The organism is Vibrio sp. 10N.247.311.14 (assembly GCF_041467715.1).
In the GTDB taxonomy this organism is placed as follows: Bacteria; Pseudomonadota; Gammaproteobacteria; order Enterobacterales; family Vibrionaceae; genus Vibrio; species Vibrio crassostreae_C.
Window position 1 is genome coordinate 1 of sequence record NZ_JBFSVE010000039.1, and the last position, 20,295, is coordinate 20,295.

General features: G+C 42.1%; 13 protein-coding genes. 7 read left to right on the forward strand and 6 right to left on the reverse strand.

Annotated elements, in window-relative coordinates; all coding sequences use genetic code 11:
• Window positions 1-97: 97 nt before the first annotated feature.
• The 4 genes from AB6F11_RS14705 to AB6F11_RS14720 form a co-directional block, all read right to left on the reverse strand.
• Complete coding sequence (locus AB6F11_RS14705; protein ID WP_102393519.1) at window positions 98-1,861, reverse strand: PglL family O-oligosaccharyltransferase; 1,764 nt, start codon at window positions 1,859-1,861, stop codon at window positions 98-100.
• Window positions 1,862-1,957: 96 nt separating this feature from the next.
• Complete coding sequence (uvrA, locus tag AB6F11_RS14710) at window positions 1,958-4,789, reverse strand: excinuclease ABC subunit UvrA (RefSeq protein WP_102393518.1); 2,832 nt, start codon at window positions 4,787-4,789, stop codon at window positions 1,958-1,960.
• A 149-nt stretch (window positions 4,790-4,938) separates the two neighbouring features.
• A complete protein-coding gene (galU, locus tag AB6F11_RS14715; RefSeq protein ID WP_017061340.1) occupies window positions 4,939-5,811 on the reverse strand; it encodes a UTP--glucose-1-phosphate uridylyltransferase GalU in 873 nt (290 codons plus the stop codon).
• Window positions 5,812-5,968: 157 nt separating this feature from the next.
• Entirely contained in the window at window positions 5,969-6,616 is a 648-nt protein-coding gene (locus AB6F11_RS14720; protein ID WP_029235590.1) for a LuxR C-terminal-related transcriptional regulator, read from the reverse strand.
• 278 nt (window positions 6,617-6,894) lie between these two features.
• Between AB6F11_RS14720 and AB6F11_RS14725 the strand changes: the two genes are divergently transcribed.
• The 7 genes from AB6F11_RS14725 to AB6F11_RS14755 all read left to right on the forward strand — a co-directional run bounded on the left by AB6F11_RS14725 (window position 6,895) and on the right by AB6F11_RS14755 (window position 15,752).
• Window positions 6,895-7,458 carry a single-stranded DNA-binding protein gene (locus AB6F11_RS14725; protein WP_102393517.1) on the forward strand — a complete coding sequence of 188 codons (564 nt, stop codon included), beginning with the start codon at window positions 6,895-6,897 and terminating at the stop codon, window positions 7,456-7,458.
• A 184-nt stretch (window positions 7,459-7,642) separates the two neighbouring features.
• The gene (locus AB6F11_RS14730) at window positions 7,643-8,971 is read left to right on the forward strand and encodes a site-specific integrase (RefSeq protein ID WP_104216330.1); all 1,329 of its coding nucleotides are present in this window, start codon (window positions 7,643-7,645) and stop codon (window positions 8,969-8,971) included.
• Entirely contained in the window at window positions 8,968-10,539 is a 1,572-nt protein-coding gene (locus tag AB6F11_RS14735) for a site-specific integrase (protein ID WP_198600177.1), read from the forward strand. Before AB6F11_RS14730 ends, AB6F11_RS14735 begins: the two co-directional genes overlap by 4 nt.
• Window positions 10,540-10,541: 2 nt before the next feature.
• The gene (locus AB6F11_RS14740; protein ID WP_104216331.1) at window positions 10,542-12,671 is read left to right on the forward strand and encodes an integrase; all 2,130 of its coding nucleotides are present in this window, start codon (window positions 10,542-10,544) and stop codon (window positions 12,669-12,671) included.
• The gene (locus AB6F11_RS14745; protein WP_104216332.1) at window positions 12,671-13,117 is read left to right on the forward strand and encodes a hypothetical protein; all 447 of its coding nucleotides are present in this window, start codon (window positions 12,671-12,673) and stop codon (window positions 13,115-13,117) included. Before AB6F11_RS14740 ends, AB6F11_RS14745 begins: the two co-directional genes overlap by 1 nt.
• A 2-nt stretch (window positions 13,118-13,119) precedes the next feature.
• Window positions 13,120-13,563 (forward strand): VPA1267 family protein, encoded by a 444-nt coding sequence (locus AB6F11_RS14750; RefSeq protein ID WP_050052718.1) that lies wholly within the window; start codon window positions 13,120-13,122, stop codon window positions 13,561-13,563.
• The gene (locus tag AB6F11_RS14755; RefSeq protein ID WP_372179580.1) at window positions 13,560-15,752 is read left to right on the forward strand and encodes an ATP-dependent RecD-like DNA helicase; all 2,193 of its coding nucleotides are present in this window, start codon (window positions 13,560-13,562) and stop codon (window positions 15,750-15,752) included. Before AB6F11_RS14750 ends, AB6F11_RS14755 begins: the two co-directional genes overlap by 4 nt.
• A gap of 599 nt (window positions 15,753-16,351) precedes the next feature.
• Here AB6F11_RS14755 and AB6F11_RS14760 read toward each other — a convergent pair.
• Window positions 16,352-16,990, reverse strand: coding sequence for a hypothetical protein (locus tag AB6F11_RS14760; protein ID WP_104216334.1), 639 nt, complete (start codon window positions 16,988-16,990; stop codon window positions 16,352-16,354).
• A 407-nt stretch (window positions 16,991-17,397) separates the two neighbouring features.
• Window positions 17,398-19,620: a hypothetical protein gene (locus AB6F11_RS14765; RefSeq protein WP_104216335.1), complete on the reverse strand. Its 2,223-nt coding sequence runs from the start codon at window positions 19,618-19,620 to the stop codon at window positions 17,398-17,400.
• Between the last annotated feature and the right edge of the window lie 675 nt (window positions 19,621-20,295).

Below are 20,295 nucleotides of genomic sequence, written 5' to 3' on the forward strand. Positions count from 1 at the left end.
CTTGTACGGTGGTGTGAGAGGACGGAGGCCGTGAGGCCTCCTCCTACTCGATTGCTCTAAAAGTAATACTACGAGTTAATATCTCGTAAACTCTCAGCTATTCTGCAGACGAAACGTTATCTTCTGCTTGTGACACTTTCTTATACTGAACCTTTGAAAAGTCTCTGTTAGGGAATAAAAAGTTCGCTTCGCTACGAATTTGCTCTGCTTTACTTTCTTCTCCTAGGCCTTGATACGCCAGAATCAGATTGCTGTAGAAAGCCGGTCTTGGTTTACTCTTTATGATCTCCAGTGACCAATCGATGTAAGGCTGTATAAGGCTCGGGTCGGCTTTGTAGAGGCCGATATTAAGGTAAGTGCTGTATATATCCCAATCGTAGCGATCTTTCCACACTACTGGGTTCGTTACCTGCTTAAGAATGTCCGGATTTTTCGGCTTAGACAGTTCAAACTTAGTCAGTACATAGTTGGTGTGCAGGGCGCTCAACATATAAAAACTGACCAAAATAGGGAGCACTAAGCTCAACACTCTAAATAGGGTCTTGCTGATGATACTGAACGACTGTTGATAATGTCGGGAAGAGCGCTGATCTACCCAGTAAATCAATATAATGAATGTTATCCAGTGAATCGCCGAGTGGTAAAAAGGATACTCAAGTTGAGAGTGTAAAAGTATCGGTATGAATAGCGCCAGTAAAGCTAAGCGTGTTCCTTTCGCTGAGCTCGAGATACGCGACAATACTAATACTGCGGCAATCAATATTCCTATGATAGGTACAATACCGCCCTCAACTCCCCAGAATAGAAACTCATTGTGAGGGTGATCCATTGCCGGAAGCCCCGGATGATAGTTTGAATTGAGTTGGTGCTGACGAGCTGTATACAGAGTGTACTCTGATTCAAATTTTCCGTAGCCGTAACCAGTAAATGGTTTCTCTACCAACATGTCTAATGTTTGCGGGAAGGTGTAAGTGCGAGCGCTTTCTAGATTAGTTCTTTTACTTGCTAGGCTATCTGTAGTGCTAAGGCTGATTACTGAAAATGCAATCACGATACCGACAGTAACGGATGTACACCATCCGTAGAAGCGTTTCTTGGTCGAGAACTTGTATAGATAGGGCAGAATGCAGATAAACCCAATGACAGCGGCCAACCATCCGGTACGTGATGCAATGATGATCAGCAAGGGCACGGTTAAGGTTGGAGTTAAATACAGTAGGAATGATTCGCTGATCTTATGGTTATATTTAGCCGGCTGCCTTGCTAAAAGGTAAGCGGACAGCACAAAACCAGTAGCAAGAAAGCTTGCCATTACATTCGGTTGTTGAAATATCCCATATGGTCGGTTTGCAGCAGTGTTGTAGCCAAATAGGTTGCCAGGTTCTAATAAGAAATATTGCACATAGCCAAATAGTGCTTGTATAACAACAGCAAGTACAATGAACCACAACATACGTTGCTTGTGTTTATTGCTGAACTTAAATTGCTGCAGCACCACAAATAAGGCAAAGCCCGCCCACAATCCAAGCAAGCGTCCTGACGCTCCTTGAGGTGCAGCATTGCTGTATAAAATGGGTAGCGTGAGTATGATGCAGCTAATCAACAAGCCAATTGTTAATTTGGAATACTTGAGTACTCGATTGGTCGCGAGTTGGTAAAAGCCAATCGCTAGCGTGAAGCTTAGCGCTAGCCAAGTGGTAGGGTTAAAGGATAGAGCAAGGCCCGAACCACCAGGATTCGGCATAAAAAAATGCATAGCTAACAAGAATACAACAGCTAAAGAAGCCAGAAATGCTTTGTTGAGTGGTAGCTGAGTGACCTGATTTTCTAGCTGAGTACCGCTAGTGTGTATTGTTGCCATAAATCCCTAACCTTATAAAAACAGAGCTTGTTCCTTCTGAAACAAGCTCTGTTACTTTAACATTTTTCTGTCTGCCCGCAGGGCGCTATTTTACACCTACTTCAAATTTAACATAGGCTTAAGGAAGCGAGCAGTGTGTGAACCTTCGACTAACGCCACATCTTCAGGTGTACCCTCTGCAACAATCTCACCACCACCTTGCCCACCTTCTGGGCCAAGATCTAGGATCCAGTCTGCTGTTTTAACGACATCTAGGTTGTGCTCAATCACGACAACTGTATTGCCGTGATCACGCAGTCTATGTAATACCGTCAGTAGCTGCTGGATATCGTGGAAATGAAGGCCTGTTGTTGGCTCATCGAGAATGTATAAGGTTTTTCCCGTGTCTCGTTTAGACAGTTCACGCGCTAATTTAACACGCTGAGCTTCACCACCAGATAAGGTTGTAGCTGCTTGCCCTAAGCGAATGTAAGAGAGGCCAACGTCCATTAAAGTTTGCAGTTTACGAGCGATAACAGGTACCGGGTTGAAGTATTCACGAGCATCTTCCACAGTCATCTCTAGAACTTCGTCAATGGTTTTACCTTTGTAGCGGACCTCTAGAGTCTCACGGTTATAGCGCTTACCTTTACACACATCACAAGGCACATACACATCGGGTAAGAAGTGCATCTCTACCTTGATTACGCCGTCTCCCTGACAAGCCTCACAACGACCACCACGAACGTTAAAGCTGAATCGACCTGGCTTGTAACCACGAGAACGTGATTCCTGAGTGCCCGCGAATAGTTCACGAATAGGGGTGAAAATCCCTGTGTAGGTCGCAGGGTTTGATCTTGGTGTACGACCGATAGGGCTTTGATCTATGTCGATTACCTTATCAAAATGTTCTAACCCTTTAATCTTTTTGTGCTTTGCTGGAACTGCAGTCGTGGCACCGTTTAATTGAGTGTGGGCGACTTTAAAGAAGGTATCGTTGATAAGCGTTGATTTACCCGAACCTGATACGCCCGTAATACAACTGAACAAGCCAACAGGAATTGTCGCGGTCACATTCTTTAGGTTGTTCCCCGTTGCGCCAACGATCTCGACGACCTTTTTCTTGTCGATAGGCGTTCTCTTTTCAGGCACTGCAATTTCTTTAGCACCGCTCAGGTATTGGCCTGTCAAAGAGTTCGGGTTTTCGATGATGTCTTGCATGGTACCTTCTGCCACCACGTGACCACCGTGCACCCCTGCTCCTGGACCGATATCGATAACATGGTCAGCACAACGAATTGCATCTTCGTCATGTTCCACAACAAGTACCGTATTACCTAAGTCTCTCAGGTGAATTAAGGTTTGCAATAGACGTTCATTATCGCGCTGGTGGAGACCAATTGATGGCTCATCAAGTACATACATAACGCCAACTAAACCGGCACCGATTTGGCTCGCCAAACGAATACGTTGCGCCTCACCACCAGACAGCGTTTCAGCACTGCGTGATAGGTTAAGGTAGTTCAAACCAACGTTGACTAAGAAATGCAGACGATCATTGATCTCTTTCATCACTTTATCTGCGATCTGCCCACGTTGACCGTCTAGCTTCAATTCTTGGAAAAATTGTAGTGCGTCAGCAATGCTAAGTTCAACGATTTCCGGAAGTGTTGTATCACCAATGAAAACATTACGAGCTTCTAATCTCAGGCGAGTGCCATCACAGCTAGAGCACGATTTGGTTGAGATGTATTTGGCAAGGTCTTCACGCACCGCGCTAGATTCAGTATCACGGTAACGGCGCTCTAAGGTATTTAAAATGCCCTCGAATGGATGACGCTTAACTCGAATATCACCTCGGTCATTGATGTACTTGAATTCCACTTCAGTTCGACCTGATCCTTTTAGAATGATCTCTTGAGTCTTTTTCGGTAGAGAATTAAATGGCGCATACAGATCAAAACCATAATGTTCTGACAGCGACGTTAGCATCTGGAAATAGTAGTAGTTCTTTTGATCCCAACCTTTTATCGCACCTTCAGCAATGCTTAGGTTCTCATCTAAAATCACTCGGCTTGGATCAAAATACTGTTGAACACCAAGACCATCACACGTACCACATGCTCCTGCCGGGTTATTAAATGAGAACAGGCGAGGCTCAAGCTCTTGCATGCTGTAACCACATTTAGGACAAGCGAAGTTAGCAGAGAATACGATCTCTTCTTGATCCGTTTCGTCCATCCAGCCGACGACAGCGATACCGCCAGAGAGCTCTAATGTGGTCTCGAATGACTCGGCTAAACGCTGTTGAAGATCAGGACGAACCTTGAATCTGTCTACCACAACTTCAATGGTGTGCTTCTTATGAAGTTCAAGTGCTGGTGGATCGGATAGATCACAGGTTTCACCATCAATTCGGGCTCGGATAAAGCCTTGCGCAGCTAAGTTTTCCAGTGTTTTAACATGCTCACCTTTGCGCTCTTTGATAATCGGTGCCATCAACATCATCTTTGAGCCTTCAGGCAGTTCTAAGACCTTATCCACCATTTGACTGATGGTTTGTGCTGCTAGAGGGATGTTGTGGTCTGGACAGCGAGGTTCGCCTACTCGCGCATACAATAATCTGAGGTAATCATAGACTTCGGTAATGGTACCGACGGTTGAGCGAGGGTTATGTGAAGTCGATTTTTGTTCTATTGAGATAGCTGGAGACAGACCTTCAATATGGTCGACATCAGGCTTTTCCATAAGAGATAGAAATTGACGAGCGTAAGCAGACAGAGATTCAACATAACGACGCTGACCTTCTGCGTAGAGTGTGTCAAACGCAAGTGACGACTTTCCTGAACCCGATAATCCGGTGATGACAGTCAGTTTGTCACGTGGAATGGTTAGGTTGACGTCTTTGAGGTTATGCGTACGAGCGCCTCTAATTTCTATTTTATCCATCTCAATAGACCATGTAATTTTAAGTGGCTAAAGTATTACATAGAGTGAGATTTGTGCAAAGTTTTACTGGATAAAAAAACAGTAAACAAAAAGGGCGACTCAAAGAGTCGCCCTTTCTAAAATCAGTAACGTTAGTGATTAACCAGTCGTTATGCTTCTTTCTTGGTCGAGTGTTTACCTAGCTCGATTTGCTGCTGGTCTTTCTTGTATAGGTTTTCGAAGCAGTAGTTTGTTGCTTCGATATAGCCTTCAACACTACCACAGTCAAAACGTTGGCCTTTAAATTTGTAAGCCAATACACAGCCTGCTTTTGCCTGTTTTAGCAATGCATCAGTGATCTGGATTTCGCCGCCTTTACCTGGTTCTGTCTGCTCGATTAATTCAAAGATATCTGGAGTCAGAATATAACGACCAATGATCGCTAGGTTGCTTGGTGCTGTACCTTGCTCTGGCTTCTCTACCATGTCATCAACTCGGAAAAGGTCATCTTTGATCATTTCGCCAGAGATAACACCGTACTTGTGAGTCTCTTCTTCTGGAACTTCTTGTACAGCAACAATAGAACAGCGGAACTGTTTGTATAGCGCAACCATCTGAGCTAGCACACCTTGTTGCTCGTTCACACAAAGGTCATCAGCAAGTACTACTGCGAACGGTTCATCGCCTACAAGTTCGCGACCCGTTAAAATAGCATGGCCAAGGCCTTTCATCTCACGTTGACGAATGTAGGTGAAGTTTGCCGCTTCAATCGTTTCACGGATATTAACCAATAGGTCTTCTTTATTGGTGCCGCTAATCTGGTGCTCAAGCTCGTAGTTTTTATCAAAGTGATCCATGATCGAGTGCTTACCACGTCCAGTAACGATGCACATTCCATCCATACCAGCCTCGATAGCTTCCTCTACACCGTATTCAATCAGAGGTTTGTTTACTACAGGCATCATTTCTTTAGGCATTGACTTGGTTGCAGGTAAAAAACGTGTACCGTAGCCAGCTGCCGGGAAAAGGCACTTTTTGATCATGATAAGACCCTTTATCTATAATAATTATTGATTCAACCTGAGTGGTTGATATTTCTGAGGGCAACTCTAGCATAAGTTATGTCGAAAATTCAGCAACAATAGCCATGGTTTACTAGAGCTTCCCTCAAAATTATCGTCAGACTAAGAGGTGGGTCGATTATGCAAGCAGGTTCTGGTTTGCCCATGCTATCGCTTGAACTCTATTTTTTACCGCAAGCTTACGGAATATTTGATAGAGGTGAGATTTAACCGTGAACTCACTAATAAACAAGTCATCGGCGATTTGTGTGTTTGAAGACCCGGATTGAAGACAGCGAATCACCTGGATCTCACGAATGGTTAAATCAACATTGGTTGGTGTGGTGTTGGTATTGACCATATTGCGATAATAAAACAACAGTTGATTGGTTACCTTCCTTGGCAGCCAGTTATCGCCATCAATGACTTCTTGAAGACCACGAGCAATCTTGTCCTTTTGTTCAGTGTTGTAAAAGAGTCCTTTTAGTACCCCATAGGTAAGAAGCTCTGAGGTTGGAAGTTGCTGGGGGACATTGAATAAAATGATTTCGTGATTTTTCCACATAACAGTCAGGTTAGGACAAATAATCAGTAGTTGTGGTACCTCTCTGTAATCGACGAGCAAGATCCGGTTACTCTGCTTTCTATCAACTAGCATTAATTCGTCGGGTGTCATTTTGTAGAGAACAATAGATAAATGCTTTTCTATCTCTTTTACATGTAGATAGGTATCGTTTGGGTCGATGCACAGAAAGTGTAAAGTGCGAGCGTATCTTGATTTTCTCATTGAAACGTCCTGTTTGAGTGGGATTAGATTCCACGTTGTCATGCAGGCTTTAGCTTCTCTAGCGCCTTGATAGTGACTTGCGTTGAATATCAATTATCAAAGTAAATGAGTGGTTTGTAAGTGGAGAAAAAAGCAACATCGCTCTGAATATCATGATTTGTTACGTTTTTATTCTTTGTAGTGAGGAGAGAATAGGAATGCGATTTATCACTGCAGAAAAGCATGCTATTCTTGTGCGCTAAAATTTTCTGAGACTATGAATTTAGACGGAGCAAATCATGGCTAGCCGTGGAGTTAACAAAGTTATATTAGTGGGTAACCTAGGTAATGACCCTGAAATTCGTTACATGCCAAATGGCGGCGCAGTAGCGAACATTACCATTGCAACGTCAGAGTCATGGCGTGATAAAGCAACTGGCGAGCAGCGTGAAAAAACAGAATGGCACCGTGTTGCTCTGTTTGGCAAGCTTGCGGAAGTTGCTGGTGAGTACCTACGTAAAGGTTCTCAAGTTTACATTGAAGGTCAACTTCAAACTCGTAAATGGCAAGATCAAAGCGGTCAAGATCGCTACACAACTGAAGTGGTTGTTCAAGGCTTCAATGGTGTAATGCAAATGCTTGGCGGCCGTGCTCAAGGTGGTGCTCCTGCTCAAGGTGGCATGGGTAACAACAACCAACAGCAAGGTGGTTGGGGTCAGCCACAGCAGCCACAACAACAACAGCAACAACAATACAGTGCTCCCGCTCAACAGCAGCCAAAAGCACCTCAACAAGCTCCTCAGCAGGCTCAACCTCAATATAATGAGCCGCCAATGGATTTTGATGATGACATCCCATTTTAGATCCCGTATAACTTAAAAGTGTAAGAATAAGCGCTTTTCAAACAGAAAAGCACCCCGTAACCCAGCAGAAATGCTGGGTTTTTTTATTTCTGACATTTTTGTTGACACCACCCCTGAGAGTTACTAGAGTTTATGTATAAATAAAGTGTAAAAATAAAAAGTATAAATGAGGGTAAACATCAACATGGAATACAAAGTAGAGACCTTGATTTTTGATCACGGAGAGCGTTACCCGATACTCATGGGTAGCGACGGAATGCCTCACTTTTATACAACACTTTGGGTTACCACTAAGCTACGTTCAAGTATGGCGGTAAATACAATGGTAAACCGTCTTGGAGCTTTGAAGTGGCTCTTTAAGTGGGAAGAAGACCAAGAGCGGGATTTTTATTCTGAGTTTCAGAAAGGGCAGTTCCTGAGCGATAAAGATATTGAAAATATCAAGTCCCACTTAGCTATGGATGTAGCACGTATTAAGGGTATATCTAAAAAAAAGAATATTCGAAATAAAGTAGTGAGTATTGATGACGCTATATCAGGCATCGAAATCACTCCCACCGTAGGCAGGAACCATCACTACAACCGCATGACATCAGTGGCTGAATACTTAGACTTCATCGCTAAGGTAGCTGTTCAATCTCAAAATAACGAGAAGCTAACTAGATCTATTAAGTCAATGACTAAGCGCTTTAAAGCTCATAGACCAAAAGGTAAAGGTAAAAACGTTATCGATAACCACGATGGCAAGACCCTAACAGATGGACTTGTAAAGGAGTTTTTGGAGGTTGCTCATTACGACAGCCCTTTAAATCCGTTCAAGCATGAGGTGACAAAACGACGTAATCACCTGATGTTTTTGCTTTTAAAGGAACTAGGTCTACGTCGTGGTGAGTTGCTGTCACTTACGATAAATAATGGTCATATGAGACTGGTTGGGGACAAGCCTTACATCTGGGTTAGGCGCGAGCACGACAGTGAATTTGACCCTAGAAAAGCACAACCAGTGGCTAAAACTAAAGAACGCATGCTACGCATCAAGAAAGATGTGGCAATCCTAATTGATGAATATATTTGTAAATATCGCTTTAACACTCCTAACGCCAATAAACACCCATTCCTTTTCGTTACTCATCACAAGTGCACTACGCAAGGTCAACCGATAAGCGTGAGTACGTTTGATACTGTGATCATCCCAATGATGAAGCGTGTAGACCCTAAATTTGATGATATTTATGCTCATTACTTTCGTCATGATTGGAACGAAGTCTTCTCGAAGAAGGTTGACGCAATTAATGAGTTGGCAGATGCGGGTTCAACAGAACACAAACGAATTGAGCCTGAAAAGGAATCCAAGATGAGGCAGCACAGTCTGGGGCATTCTAGTGAGAAAAGCCACGCTGTTTATAACAGACGACATGTGAAGAAAAGAGCTAATGAAGTAGCACTAGAAGAGCAGGAAGAGCTAGAGCGTAAAGTTAAAGAGTTAAAAAATAAGGAAGGTAATGGCTCATGAGTAATTTGGCTTTTGATTCAAAACAATTGGTAACTTCCCCAAGTGCTGGATCTCAGGCGTATGTATCTAAAGATGGCTACAGCTTTGATATTGATGCGGATACTTGGCGGTTGAACAAAGGGGTGACCGTATCATTCCAGCCAGACATCCTAGCGTTAGAGCCTAAGTTGCTTAATGGATTTAAAAAAACACTAGCGAATTATGCGATGGAGTTGTCAGCATCTCATTCCAATAATATGTACTTGCGTTTCCAACGTATGATTAGAGACACAAAAGCAACCTCTATCGATGACGCCACGATTTTAAATTGGCGAGCAATGCTTGATGACGAGCACGAGTGGTATCTAGGGGCGTTGCGTGGTTTTTTAATTAGCTGGCATGATTATGGATATTACGGTGTACCAGCCGATGTCGTGCGACTACTTGAAGGCTTGACGTTATCAGGGAATAGCAAAGGTGTTGCGGTAGCTAATCGTTGCCCTTACTCAGGGGCTTTTACTCCAAACGAGGTTCTTGCCCTTAATCAAGAGCTGATCCGTTTGTTTAGAGACGACGAGATTCCCCTTGCTGGGTATAGCTATATTAGTGTGCTTCAAGCTACAGCCAGACGACCAATCCAAATTCGACAGTTAAAAGCCTGTGATGTGATTCGAGATTACAACTCTGAGTCTCAAGCTACAAACTTCTATCTTAATATCCCACGAGCCAAGCAGCGTGGCGGGGGCTTTCGTGTTGAGTTTAAGAAGTTATCGATAACTGAAGATTTATACTTAACCTTGAAAAACTTGGTTGAGGCTGAAACTCAAAAGTTAGAAGCATTATTTGATGTTGAGCTTTCTCCTCAACAGCTAAAATTAGTGCCACTTTTTATTGATTGGAAAATGACTGATGACTTTAAGCAGCAAGGGATGGATATGTCACTTGATCTTCTTCGTGCCGATGTTCTCCATTTGTCAGAAGTACAACTGCGTGAAAGATACATGCATAACTTTAAAGTTAAGCAGGTGGCTATATCTGAACGAACGGGAGATGTCATTCATGTAACTGCACGTCGTTTCCGTCATACCCGCGCTACAAACCTTGGGCGCAAAGGGCTAGGCGCTCATATCATCGCCGAAGCTCTTGATCAGTCTGATACGCAAAACGTGAAGGTTTATACTGAAAATACTGCTGAAACAGTTGCTTATATTGATAAGGCAGTAGGCAAGCAATTAGCCCCATTTGCAAATGCTTTCATGGGGAAAATCATCATGAAGGCCGCTGATGGCGAACGTGGCGATGATCCAACTGCACATATCCCAGATGTTGATAACGAGGTTGTGGGCGCATGTGGAACGAATGATTTTTGTGTTAAAGGGTATGAGGCTTGCTACCTTTGCCACAAGTTCAGACCTCTTGCTGATGCCCCTCATGAAAAATTTCTCAATATGCTGTATGCCGAAAAAGAAAAGCGGCTCAAAGAAACAAAAAGCGAAGAGTACGCATCGACAAAGGATCGGTTGATTCTTGCTGTTGAGTGGGTCGTGCAGAAGTGTGCCGAAATGAATGCGCAGAAAGAAGGTAAGTGATTATGAGTGAAAATGTATTTCTGTTTAAACCCAAAGCAGAACTTACCGCAGAAGCTAACCTTGAGCGCTTCATCAACAAGAGCAAGCAACTATCTGTGTTTGGCTTGGATAAATGGCATGAGAATAAATGGGACACAGTTAAAGGTACTAGGACTGTAGTGGCGCGTTTCTCGACCAACAGGGAGCCATCAAATAGTTATACCTATCAACCCCTTGCCTCACCTTTCTTGGATTTTGCTAAAGCATATATTAAGTACACTTATTCTCATAAGCCAGTGACTAATCTACAGCGTCATTTTGAGGCAATTCGCATTCTCGAAGAGGCTCTTTTAGAGGCGACAGGCACTGCTGACATTTTAAATCTCGATGGTGTAGTTCTGGGGAGGTTGGATGAATTTTGCAAGAAACGACTTAGTAATGCTACCGCATTAAATAAGGCGGGCTACCAAATACAACTGTTGCTGGACTTCTGTCGAAGTAACTTAATTACACCTAGTTTGCCTGAGTGGTCAAACCCTTACGGCAAAAAGAAGGATCTGAATGTTGCGCTCGACGATGAAGGCAAGGAACACCGCGCTGACAAATTACCTGATGACGACGATATGATGCTGGTTGCCCAGTTATTCAGTAATGCTCCCGAACTTGGAGTGGAAGTTGAATACTACACAGCAGTCATGGCATTGCTGATGTGTGCGCCTGCACGCTGTTCAGAGCCTACTGTACTGCCTGTAAATTGCGAAGTGTGGGAAGAGAACCGAGCGGGTGATTTAAAACTTGGCTTACAGTGGGTTCCAGCGAAAAAAGGTAAGGTGGGCGTTAAGTGGATTCCGACAGTAATGCAGGATGTTGCTATTGAAGCCATCAAGCGCTTAAAGCGCATTGGTGAGAAGGCACGAGAGGCTGCGCTATTCGCGGAGGATCAACCTAACAAGTTCATGCGGCATTCCGGGTGTATTACCCCTGAAGGTTTTAGTGATACGTCCTCTTTGTCGTTAGAGCAGTTCAATGCGGCAATGTCAGTGAATTTGAAAGGCTTAACTTTGAAGGCACCGACACCAAAGTGGCTAATAAATATTCTTGAGGAGAATGATGGCGTTGTCACTTACGAGGCGCTAGGAAAGTATGAATATTCGAGGTTGAGAAAGAAATTCAAGAAATGGCCTTATGCCGACAAAGCTAAACACGTTAAGGTTTCTGATTGCCTATTTTTACATCGGGAAAATGAGTTTCACAACAAGTTTAAGCCTCGTGGCTTCTCTTCTTTACTGCCAACAGTCAATCAGATTAATGACAGATTTATTCAAAGAGAATCCCGCGATGGCAGGTCTCTGTGGAGTAAGTTTGAAGTCAGCAAACCTGATGATTTACCTATTCAAATCCCATCCCACAACGCACGGCACTGGCTAAGCACAATGTGCGAGCGGGGAGGAATGGATGAGCTTACTCTGGCTAACTGGGCTGGCCGAGCCAAGGTTAGCGATAATAAAAGCTATGACCACCGAACAGAAGAAGAGAAAAGTGATGAAATGGCAATGCTGCTGGATAGTGAGCATTTAACACCACTGGATAAAATAAAATTAAACCTTCCTGTGTCGTATGAGGATATCGGTAAGGACTTGGCTGGTTGCGCGATAGTGACAGAGTTAGGGGTTTGTGAGCACGATTTTTCTATGTTGCCATGTACTAGTAATGGGGACTGTGAAACTTGCAAGGAGTTGGTTTGTATAAAGGGCATGGAAAACTCACTTGATAACTTAAAAAAACGCGAAATAGAAGTGGCTTCACAATTGAAGAAATCTCAGGATAGCCGCGAAATGGGGGTGTTTGGTGCCGACCGCTGGATATCAGCACACGGCTGGCGTCTTTCGCATATTCGCACAAAAATCAGAATTCTAGAGGATGAGAATACACCTGACGGTACACCCGTTCGCATACCTGAAGAATATGACCCATCACCAGTGAAAGAGGCTTTACGCGAGAAGGGCTTTGGTGTTGATATCGAGTCACCAGAGACAATTGGCATACAAACAGACGGCTTAGTGTTAGAGGGGACAGCACCAGAAACCAACGACGAAGAGCTGGGATTAGCCGATGAGGTATCTGATTTGTTCGACATAATGGAGGATTTTTAATGCCTAAAATTGTAATCACCCCTGAGACTCTACCTACAATATTGGACGTAATTAATACATGGGAAGGTAAGTTAACTTGGCCTCTATTGTGTGAGCGTGTAGCTGACCTGCTAGGAATTAAAGGCGGAGTGCAGAGACAGTCATTGTCTTCATACAAACAAATACAGGAGGCATACACGGATAAAAAGGATGCCCTAAGGCACCCTGTGGCTCCTGATGCTGCTCCTACTGTTAAAGTGGATGTCGACTACCTTCAGGGCAAGGTTAGGGCTCTAGAAGCTGAGGTGGCTCGATTAACTGTACTGAACAATGCATACAAGCAACGTTTTATACTTTGGCAGCATAACGCCTATAAGAATGGCGTTAGAATGGAGAGCCTTGATGATGCCATTGAAATGCTACAAAAGCCGCTGGTAGAGCTCAAACGCAAAACTGGAGGCCAATAGTCATGAGTAATGGGCGCGATAAAGGCAAGGCAACAGTGGCGGCCTTTAAGGCATGGATAGCAACACAAAATGACGACAGTTTCACCCAGATTATTTATCGAGGCAACTTAAGCCGTGGTGAAATCTGTAAGGCCATTGATTGTGGGCGTCCTGCTTTAAGGCAAAACCCCGACCTTGCAAAACTCTTAAAAGAGCTGGAAGACGATTTACGTGAGCGAAAGGTGTTACCGCCTCTTTCAGATGAAGGGAAGGCAAAGCGTGGTGACACAAGCGCGAAAATGTATAACGGTGATGGTAATAAGGCTGTAATGCAGGGAAATCGTTTACAAGCTCTTGAGAGAGAGGTTATGGACTTAAGAGCTAGGAATGCAGTGCTGGAGCAGGAGTTGAGTCGATTTAAGGAGTTATCCGAAGTCGTATCTGAGCTAGGGATGATACCGCGATGACAAAAAAGCCGACGAATCGAAAATATACAACTGAGCAGTTTAGGTTAACCAGCTTCTTCATTAAAACCAGTAGTTACATGGTACTTAAGGGTGTCCCAATAGCAAGGGATAGCTACAAGAAAAACGATGGTAAGTACATTGTTAGCCTTGGTATTAATCCTACCGATCTCCCTGTAAAACCCTCCATTGGACAACACTGGGAGGTTAATGGCATAAGGGATATTACTAAGGTGACGCAGGATGACTATGTCATGGATGACTATAGGTACAGTAATGCGACACTAAAGTGCCTGATGCCTAATTCTTCTGAGGCTTTTGTCAGATTCATTGCAAAGCAAAAAGATTTCAAAGATGTCGGAGAAATAAAAGCTCGCAGATTATGGGCAAGGTTTCAAAAACGCATTTACACCCTACTATCCGAGGACACTGAGCAGCATCGTTTAGAGTTGTCTGAAGAGTTAACCCCTGCTGCTATTGATGCTATGTACCTTGGCTATGAAAAATATGCCAATTTAAAATCTGCAAATTGGATGTCGGAGCATAATATACCATACGATGTTCAACAAAGGTTGTTTAAGTCCCACGGTAGAGCATCGATTGATGCCATTAAGCTCGATCCATACAGGTTGATGACATTTGGTCTCGGATTCAACGAAACAGATGCTTTGGCTATGGAGCGGTTCTCCATAGTACGCACGGACGAAAGGCGTTTAATCGCAGCCGTCGAAGCCGCGATGCAAAAAGAAGTATCCAAGGGACATACATGTGCTGACAAACCAACTCTGCGCAAGGCCATCAACTCCATTTTAAAGGATGCTAATTTAACCTCCCTTGCGTTAAAGCTAGGAGAGGATAAAACGAGGTTTGCCTTCAACAGCGAAACAATGACTTACCATCCGACAGGGCAGTTGTTGATGGAAGCTGTAGTTGCTAGGCGCTTGGTTGCGTTGTCGAATGTTAATAATCTTTACACTGAAGAGGCTAATGCCGCTTTTGTTAAGGCGAAAAATGAATTGCCGTATGAGTTGACCCAGCGTCAATGTGAAGCAGTTATTTATTCACTAGATAACGCCGTGGCCTGTATTACAGGAGGAGCAGGTACGGGTAAGACGACAGTTCTTAGAACCGCATTACGTAGTTTTTATGAGCTAGGTTATACCATTCATGCCCTAGCTCTTAGCGGTCGTGCAGCCATGCGTTTACATGAAAGTATCGGCTTTGGTACTAAAACAATTGCTGCGTTTTTGCGTGATGAGACAATAACTGAGAGTAGGCAACTTGTGGTTGTTGACGAGGCATCCATGGTTGATTTGCCATTGATGTACCGAATCATTACACACATTGCTCCCAATGTTAGGATCTTACTAGTTGGCGATCCTAACCAACTACCGCCTATTGGTGCCGGGCGTATACTAGCTGATGTTATTGCGAGTGGAGTCATAATCAATACAACATTAGATATAGTGAAGCGCCAAGAAGGCTCCAGCGGCATTCCTGAATATTCAAGGTTGGTGAACAATGGGGTTGTTCCTCAAAACCTGTCTTCAGGTGCTATAAGCTTTCATGAAGCAGAGGATCAGGATAGTTTGGCTGAAATATGTCAGGAGTTATATGCAGGGTCTCCTGACAACTCGCGCATAATGGCACCTACAAACAGGTTGGTAGATCGAGTTAATGAGTTGGTTCAATGGCGTATCAATCGCACTGGAGAGCCAATTATGTTTTCTGATGGTTTGGATGAATGGTACACAAAGATGCGCAAAGGCGATCAGGTGCTGTTTACCAAAAATGACCACATAAGAGGCGTACAGAACGGGCTGTTAGGGGAGTTAACCGACATTGAGAGAACGGAGAGTCGCCTCGGTGTGATCACCCTTGATAATGGCAAAACGTTGGATGTTGATAATTTAATTATTGACCAGTTACGTTTGGGGTACGCTATTACTTTACACAAAGCTCAGGGCAGTCAATTTCCACGAGTTATCATTGCGCTTCAGAACTCTAAAATGCTTGATCGTGCATGGCTATATACAGCTATAACGAGGGCTGAGGCTGAGGTGCACATTGTAGGCACTAAGGATTTGATGGGGAGGGTTATCATCGCACCGAGTCATACTAGCCTGAGAAACACCTATTTGCCGATTCTGCTAAATAAATATAAAAGCAAAAATACTTGCCGCTTGATTTAGTTACACGGGAATGAACGGAATTAAGCTGTCTAAATACAAAGGTATATTGGCCATGATCGGCTCTGGTATACCTTTGGACAGGACAGGACAGGATAGGACAGGATTGAGCTAGACGTTTACTAAATTAGCATTTAACGGGTTACCTAAAACACCTACAAATCTCTAACTTAGTGGCCAAATTCACTGTTCCACAGCACTATCCTAGATGAAAAGGTTGAAGTTGATGGAAAAGAACAGACTAAATACACCATTGATGACGATATGGGTGAGAAGTTCATAAAGCTATCTTTACAATCTCTTAGCTCTGTTTTTTGTGGTTCGGCAGACTAACTTTGATAAAACCTACAGACTTGTAGATGTTGTAGGGATAGAAAAAGTAAGTTATTGCACCACTTTATCTGCGCTATTAATAGATTTAACTAAAACGTTTTTGGTCACTTTCGAGCTAGAAAGTAGCATAAGTAAAAATTCAGTCTGAGAAGCTTTTGGACAATTCCGTTTTAGCGCAATTACTAATTTAGAAAAAAATGAATTAGTTGAAGTATAGATATTTCAACTCGCCTAGATGATTGTCCAGTATTGCTGGAGCAGATCAATAACTATGATAGGCTTAAGTTACTTGACTCATTAAAGTAGTTACAAATGTTCGGTGTCGGGTATTGCCCAGAACCAACGATGTATGCACTGTATTCCTCAGTGAACAAGTAAACAACAAACATATCCTCGTCTCTGATACTTACCTGTGATTGATCAATCTTAGTGTATATGTAACTATTATTAGGCTTTCCACTAGTAAATAATGTGCTACCTTTTCTACCATTAACTACTGACAATTTCATTTCCAGCATTCGACCATAGCGCTCCATCAAGCGCTTTTCATCACTCTCATTAATAGCAAGATCTTTGATCTGTTCAATTATGCTTTTAACCTCTTGAGCAGCAAAAATCCAATCTGTTCTCTTTAATGACAGCGAGTAATTTTTATTATGAACAGAAATATTTTCTATGGGGGTCACATTGATCATTTTTTCTGAGATCAAGGTCGCTACAACTAATTCAACAGACTCTTTAATTGAGTCATGGTACTGAAAATTCAAAGCACTCTTAGCAATATCTCTTGATGATTTTGCCATATCTGATGCTTTCTTCGTTGCAACTGCTGAAGCTATTGCACCAAAACTTGCGAGAAATGTTCCTGTTACTGATAACCAAGCAATCAGGTTAGATGTGTCTTCCATATTTTTTAAAATACCTTTTACTGTCGTGAGTAGAGTAGATGTAAATTGTGGATTATGCAGCAAAACACTCAAGCCAATGTAAGATATCGCCAACACTACCAAGCTAACCCGAGCTTTAAAATTTCGCAAAAGCATTTAAACCCTACACTCCACCACTAAAAGATGATTATTCCACATTTAAGTTATGTTTAGTTAGATGCAACCAACATAAATGCCTGCGAACAACAAAGATCAGAAGCTCTTGTCTGTCTAGGCCGCATTCCTTCGTTTAGGTAAGCACTTATTGCAGGCAATAAAGATTGAAACTCCTTTCTGGACAGAAACGAGTCAGATGATTTACCTCTTGATAGGTTGGTTCACATTAGAAAAAGTATCTCCGTTTATTCAGTTACGCTATTTTTTCCAACCTATTTATCATTAATATTTAGCTTAATTGCTTCAATTGAATACTTAATCTCCTCTCGAAGCTCATTTGTTAAGTGGCTGTTGCAAAATGTTTCAATAGCACAATGAGAGTAACTGTTAATTCTTCTTTCTTTTTCGAAGCGACCCAACATTCCTAAATACTCCAATTTGGTCAAAGCGTTAGTGAAAACCTTATGATTTCCAGAAAATTCATTTAATTTTTTGTCAATTAAGCCTCTATATTGAGAACTTTCATTATTAACTGAAATTATTGCAGATGCACAAATGGATTTTGCCAGTAATCCATGATCACAGTTTATTGATGCAGCATTAAAGCCTACTTTCAAAATATTATCGACCAAAAATGATATAGTATCTGAAGAGTCTATCAAGTGATGTAGATTAAAAAGTGAATTCATGAAACCATAGGTATCGATCCTACGTAAAACCTCTTTATCCTCTCTGATTTCGCATAAGGCTATAATCTCTCTGTTAACTACCTCATAGACATCATGACTTAACTGACAGTCAGTCTTTTCATCGGTGAGTTCCAACAAGATTTTTAGCATAGTCTCAGACAAGCTATATAAACAATGAAATAGGACTAAATTTTTTTCTTGATCCAGTTTGTAAAGCTCCCCTCGGTCATTAAAAGTCAATTTAAGCCACAAACAAATACCTTTAATTAGCGATGTTACCAGACTCCGATATTTATCTGGGTCACTGGAAAGTATGCTTGCTTGTTTAGCTAGCCTGTAGGATAAAGAATTTTCTCCAAATCCATAAAAACCGTTTACAATACCTAGGCTAAATGAAGTCATCTTCTCTTGATTCAAATAGAGCCGACCCAGAGAGTGAATACTTTTTGATATACTCTCAATTGCTGCTTCAACCTTAGAATCTTCATTCAATATCAATAAAAACGCTATGTCACCGTATCTTCGCATAACATCGTTTATTACAGTGATATCCCCATTCGCTATACTCAAACTACCTAGCAACCTCAGCGATTCATCAAGCGGTTGTATGTTGTCATGCGAAGCTGTTTCTAATAGCCCAGTAGCTAACCTGCCAACAGCGCTGGAAGCATTTATCATCACATCATTATTTTTTAAGTGAATTGAATCCTTGACCGAAGAGGTGAAATAATGGATCGCATAATCAATTTGTTGCCCCAAGCGATACCCATGTTGCTCATTGTAAAAGTTGAGAACCAGAGCTAACTGTGAATAAACGTCAAAGCATATATCAACCCATTCTTTATCATTCGCTTTAATAGCTTCAGATGCACTGTACGCTATCTTCGATAATACATGGTCAAAAACTGGCTCTGACTCGATGCTCGTCCTCATATAAGGTGAGCCTTCAATAAACGTGTTCTGCCTAAACTGAATATACTTGTCAATAATATACACTGATTTTTTCAGTGTATTTCGAGCTACTATGTAATCATTCAACTCAGTGTAAACCTTCGTCATTGCACACAAACTGTCAATAGAGTTAATAACGGATTGCTGATGCATCGGATTACTTTTACATAGTTCCCACCGTTGAGAATTAAAGTTTTTATTCGTAAGGCTTTCAATGGGTGGGGGATTTTCAGTTCGTATTTTCCTTTCAATAGCCTTTCCCCATCGTCCAAGGTTTGAGCTGACCTCAGATGCTATAAGCTCTACTTGCTCTATAGGGTTAATTAGTTGTATTGACCGTTTATAAGAAAAAAACAAAAGAAAAATAAATAGCACCACAGCCCAGAGCATGAGCGTTGCGTATTGACCAGAATAACCATCAACAATAAATAGCGAAGTAGTTATAATTGAAAGTGATATTATAAGGCAGGATGAAAGATATCCGAGTATCTGCTTATCAGCACTAAATCTATAAAAGTCTAAATACCTCAATCTCTGAAGATTAGCTTGAAGAGAAAACAATAGTAAAGAAAAGACTATTGCAGTAAATCCAAGCAGTCCCCCACCGATAGTAAGCGATATAGCTTTTAATTGTTCAACTGAAATCTCACCATTTAGCAAAGACGATGCTTCTACTGAAACCTTAAAAGTAATTAAGGACATTAAAACTAAAAGCACTCCCTTTTGCTTAAGGGTATAGTTTCTTAATGAGTAAAAAAAACTTATAGCGCGTGCCTTTTCTAGTCTGGCTAACCGAACGACTCCCTTCTTTTTGCTATCAAAAAAGTCTTTGCATCTTAATATTAATAAAGTCACTGCTATACCCACTCCGTTGCACTACAATAACTTACAGCAAAAAGCATAGCTTTTCATCCATACTCAACAGTTCTTCACTCTGAGGTAGGAGATAGGTATTGCAAAAAGTAAGTCAAATGATGGCTTGACGAAGTGGGTTGATCAATCGGTCACAACTCACAATGGGGCAAAGGTGAGTTTGCCGTGATCGGTGCAGGCACACTTCTGGACAAAGGTGATGTCATCACGCAAATTGCGTGATTGATTTGTGACTCAGGAAGGGATAAGGCGTACAATCAATAAAGGATGATTTGGTGAGACATAGCGGTTTATGATTTGATCTGCATTCTAACAGGTAGCCTTGTCTTGTGCGTAAAGTGTAAGAATAAAAGACGAATTTTAATGGATTAATGGTTTATTTTTACGTTATTTTTCTAAGTGTAAGAATAGTTGGGCGGAACATGTCTCTGAACTATCTTGAAAGCTATGTCTAGCTTGGCTTTGTAAGTGTGAACTCCTCACTTACTCACTCACGCACTGAAAAGTTTACCTTTACTACCGTTCTAGTCCCTGTTTTTAATATATTATAAAGACAGTATTAAATTGGAAAAAGCCGCGTTCATCGCGGCTTTTTGTTACCTACAATTCTTAACGCTTTATTTACAACGTCAATTTATAGTATAAGTAGCAATACGG

Excerpts from the sequence above, each read along its gene's own strand:
- uvrA (WP_102393518.1), bottom strand. The coding sequence starts at position 4,789 with ATGGATAAAATAGAAATTAGAGGCGCTCGTACGCATAACCTCAAAGAC.
- AB6F11_RS14705 (WP_102393519.1), bottom strand. The coding sequence starts at position 1,861 with ATGGCAACAATACACACTAGCGGTACTCAGCTAGAAAATCAGGTCACT.
- AB6F11_RS14725 (WP_102393517.1), top strand. The coding sequence starts at position 6,895 with ATGGCTAGCCGTGGAGTTAACAAAGTTATATTAGTGGGTAACCTAGGT.
- AB6F11_RS14755 (WP_372179580.1), top strand. The coding sequence starts at position 13,560 with ATGACAAAAAAGCCGACGAATCGAAAATATACAACTGAGCAGTTTAGG.
- AB6F11_RS14735 (WP_198600177.1), top strand. The coding sequence starts at position 8,968 with ATGAGTAATTTGGCTTTTGATTCAAAACAATTGGTAACTTCCCCAAGT.
- galU (WP_017061340.1), bottom strand. The coding sequence starts at position 5,811 with ATGATCAAAAAGTGCCTTTTCCCGGCAGCTGGCTACGGTACACGTTTT.
- AB6F11_RS14750 (WP_050052718.1), top strand. The coding sequence starts at position 13,120 with ATGAGTAATGGGCGCGATAAAGGCAAGGCAACAGTGGCGGCCTTTAAG.
- AB6F11_RS14745 (WP_104216332.1), top strand. The coding sequence starts at position 12,671 with ATGCCTAAAATTGTAATCACCCCTGAGACTCTACCTACAATATTGGAC.
- AB6F11_RS14720 (WP_029235590.1), bottom strand. The coding sequence starts at position 6,616 with ATGAGAAAATCAAGATACGCTCGCACTTTACACTTTCTGTGCATCGAC.
- AB6F11_RS14730 (WP_104216330.1), top strand. The coding sequence starts at position 7,643 with ATGGAATACAAAGTAGAGACCTTGATTTTTGATCACGGAGAGCGTTAC.
- AB6F11_RS14740 (WP_104216331.1), top strand. The coding sequence starts at position 10,542 with ATGAGTGAAAATGTATTTCTGTTTAAACCCAAAGCAGAACTTACCGCA.
- AB6F11_RS14760 (WP_104216334.1), bottom strand. The coding sequence starts at position 16,990 with ATGGAAGACACATCTAACCTGATTGCTTGGTTATCAGTAACAGGAACA.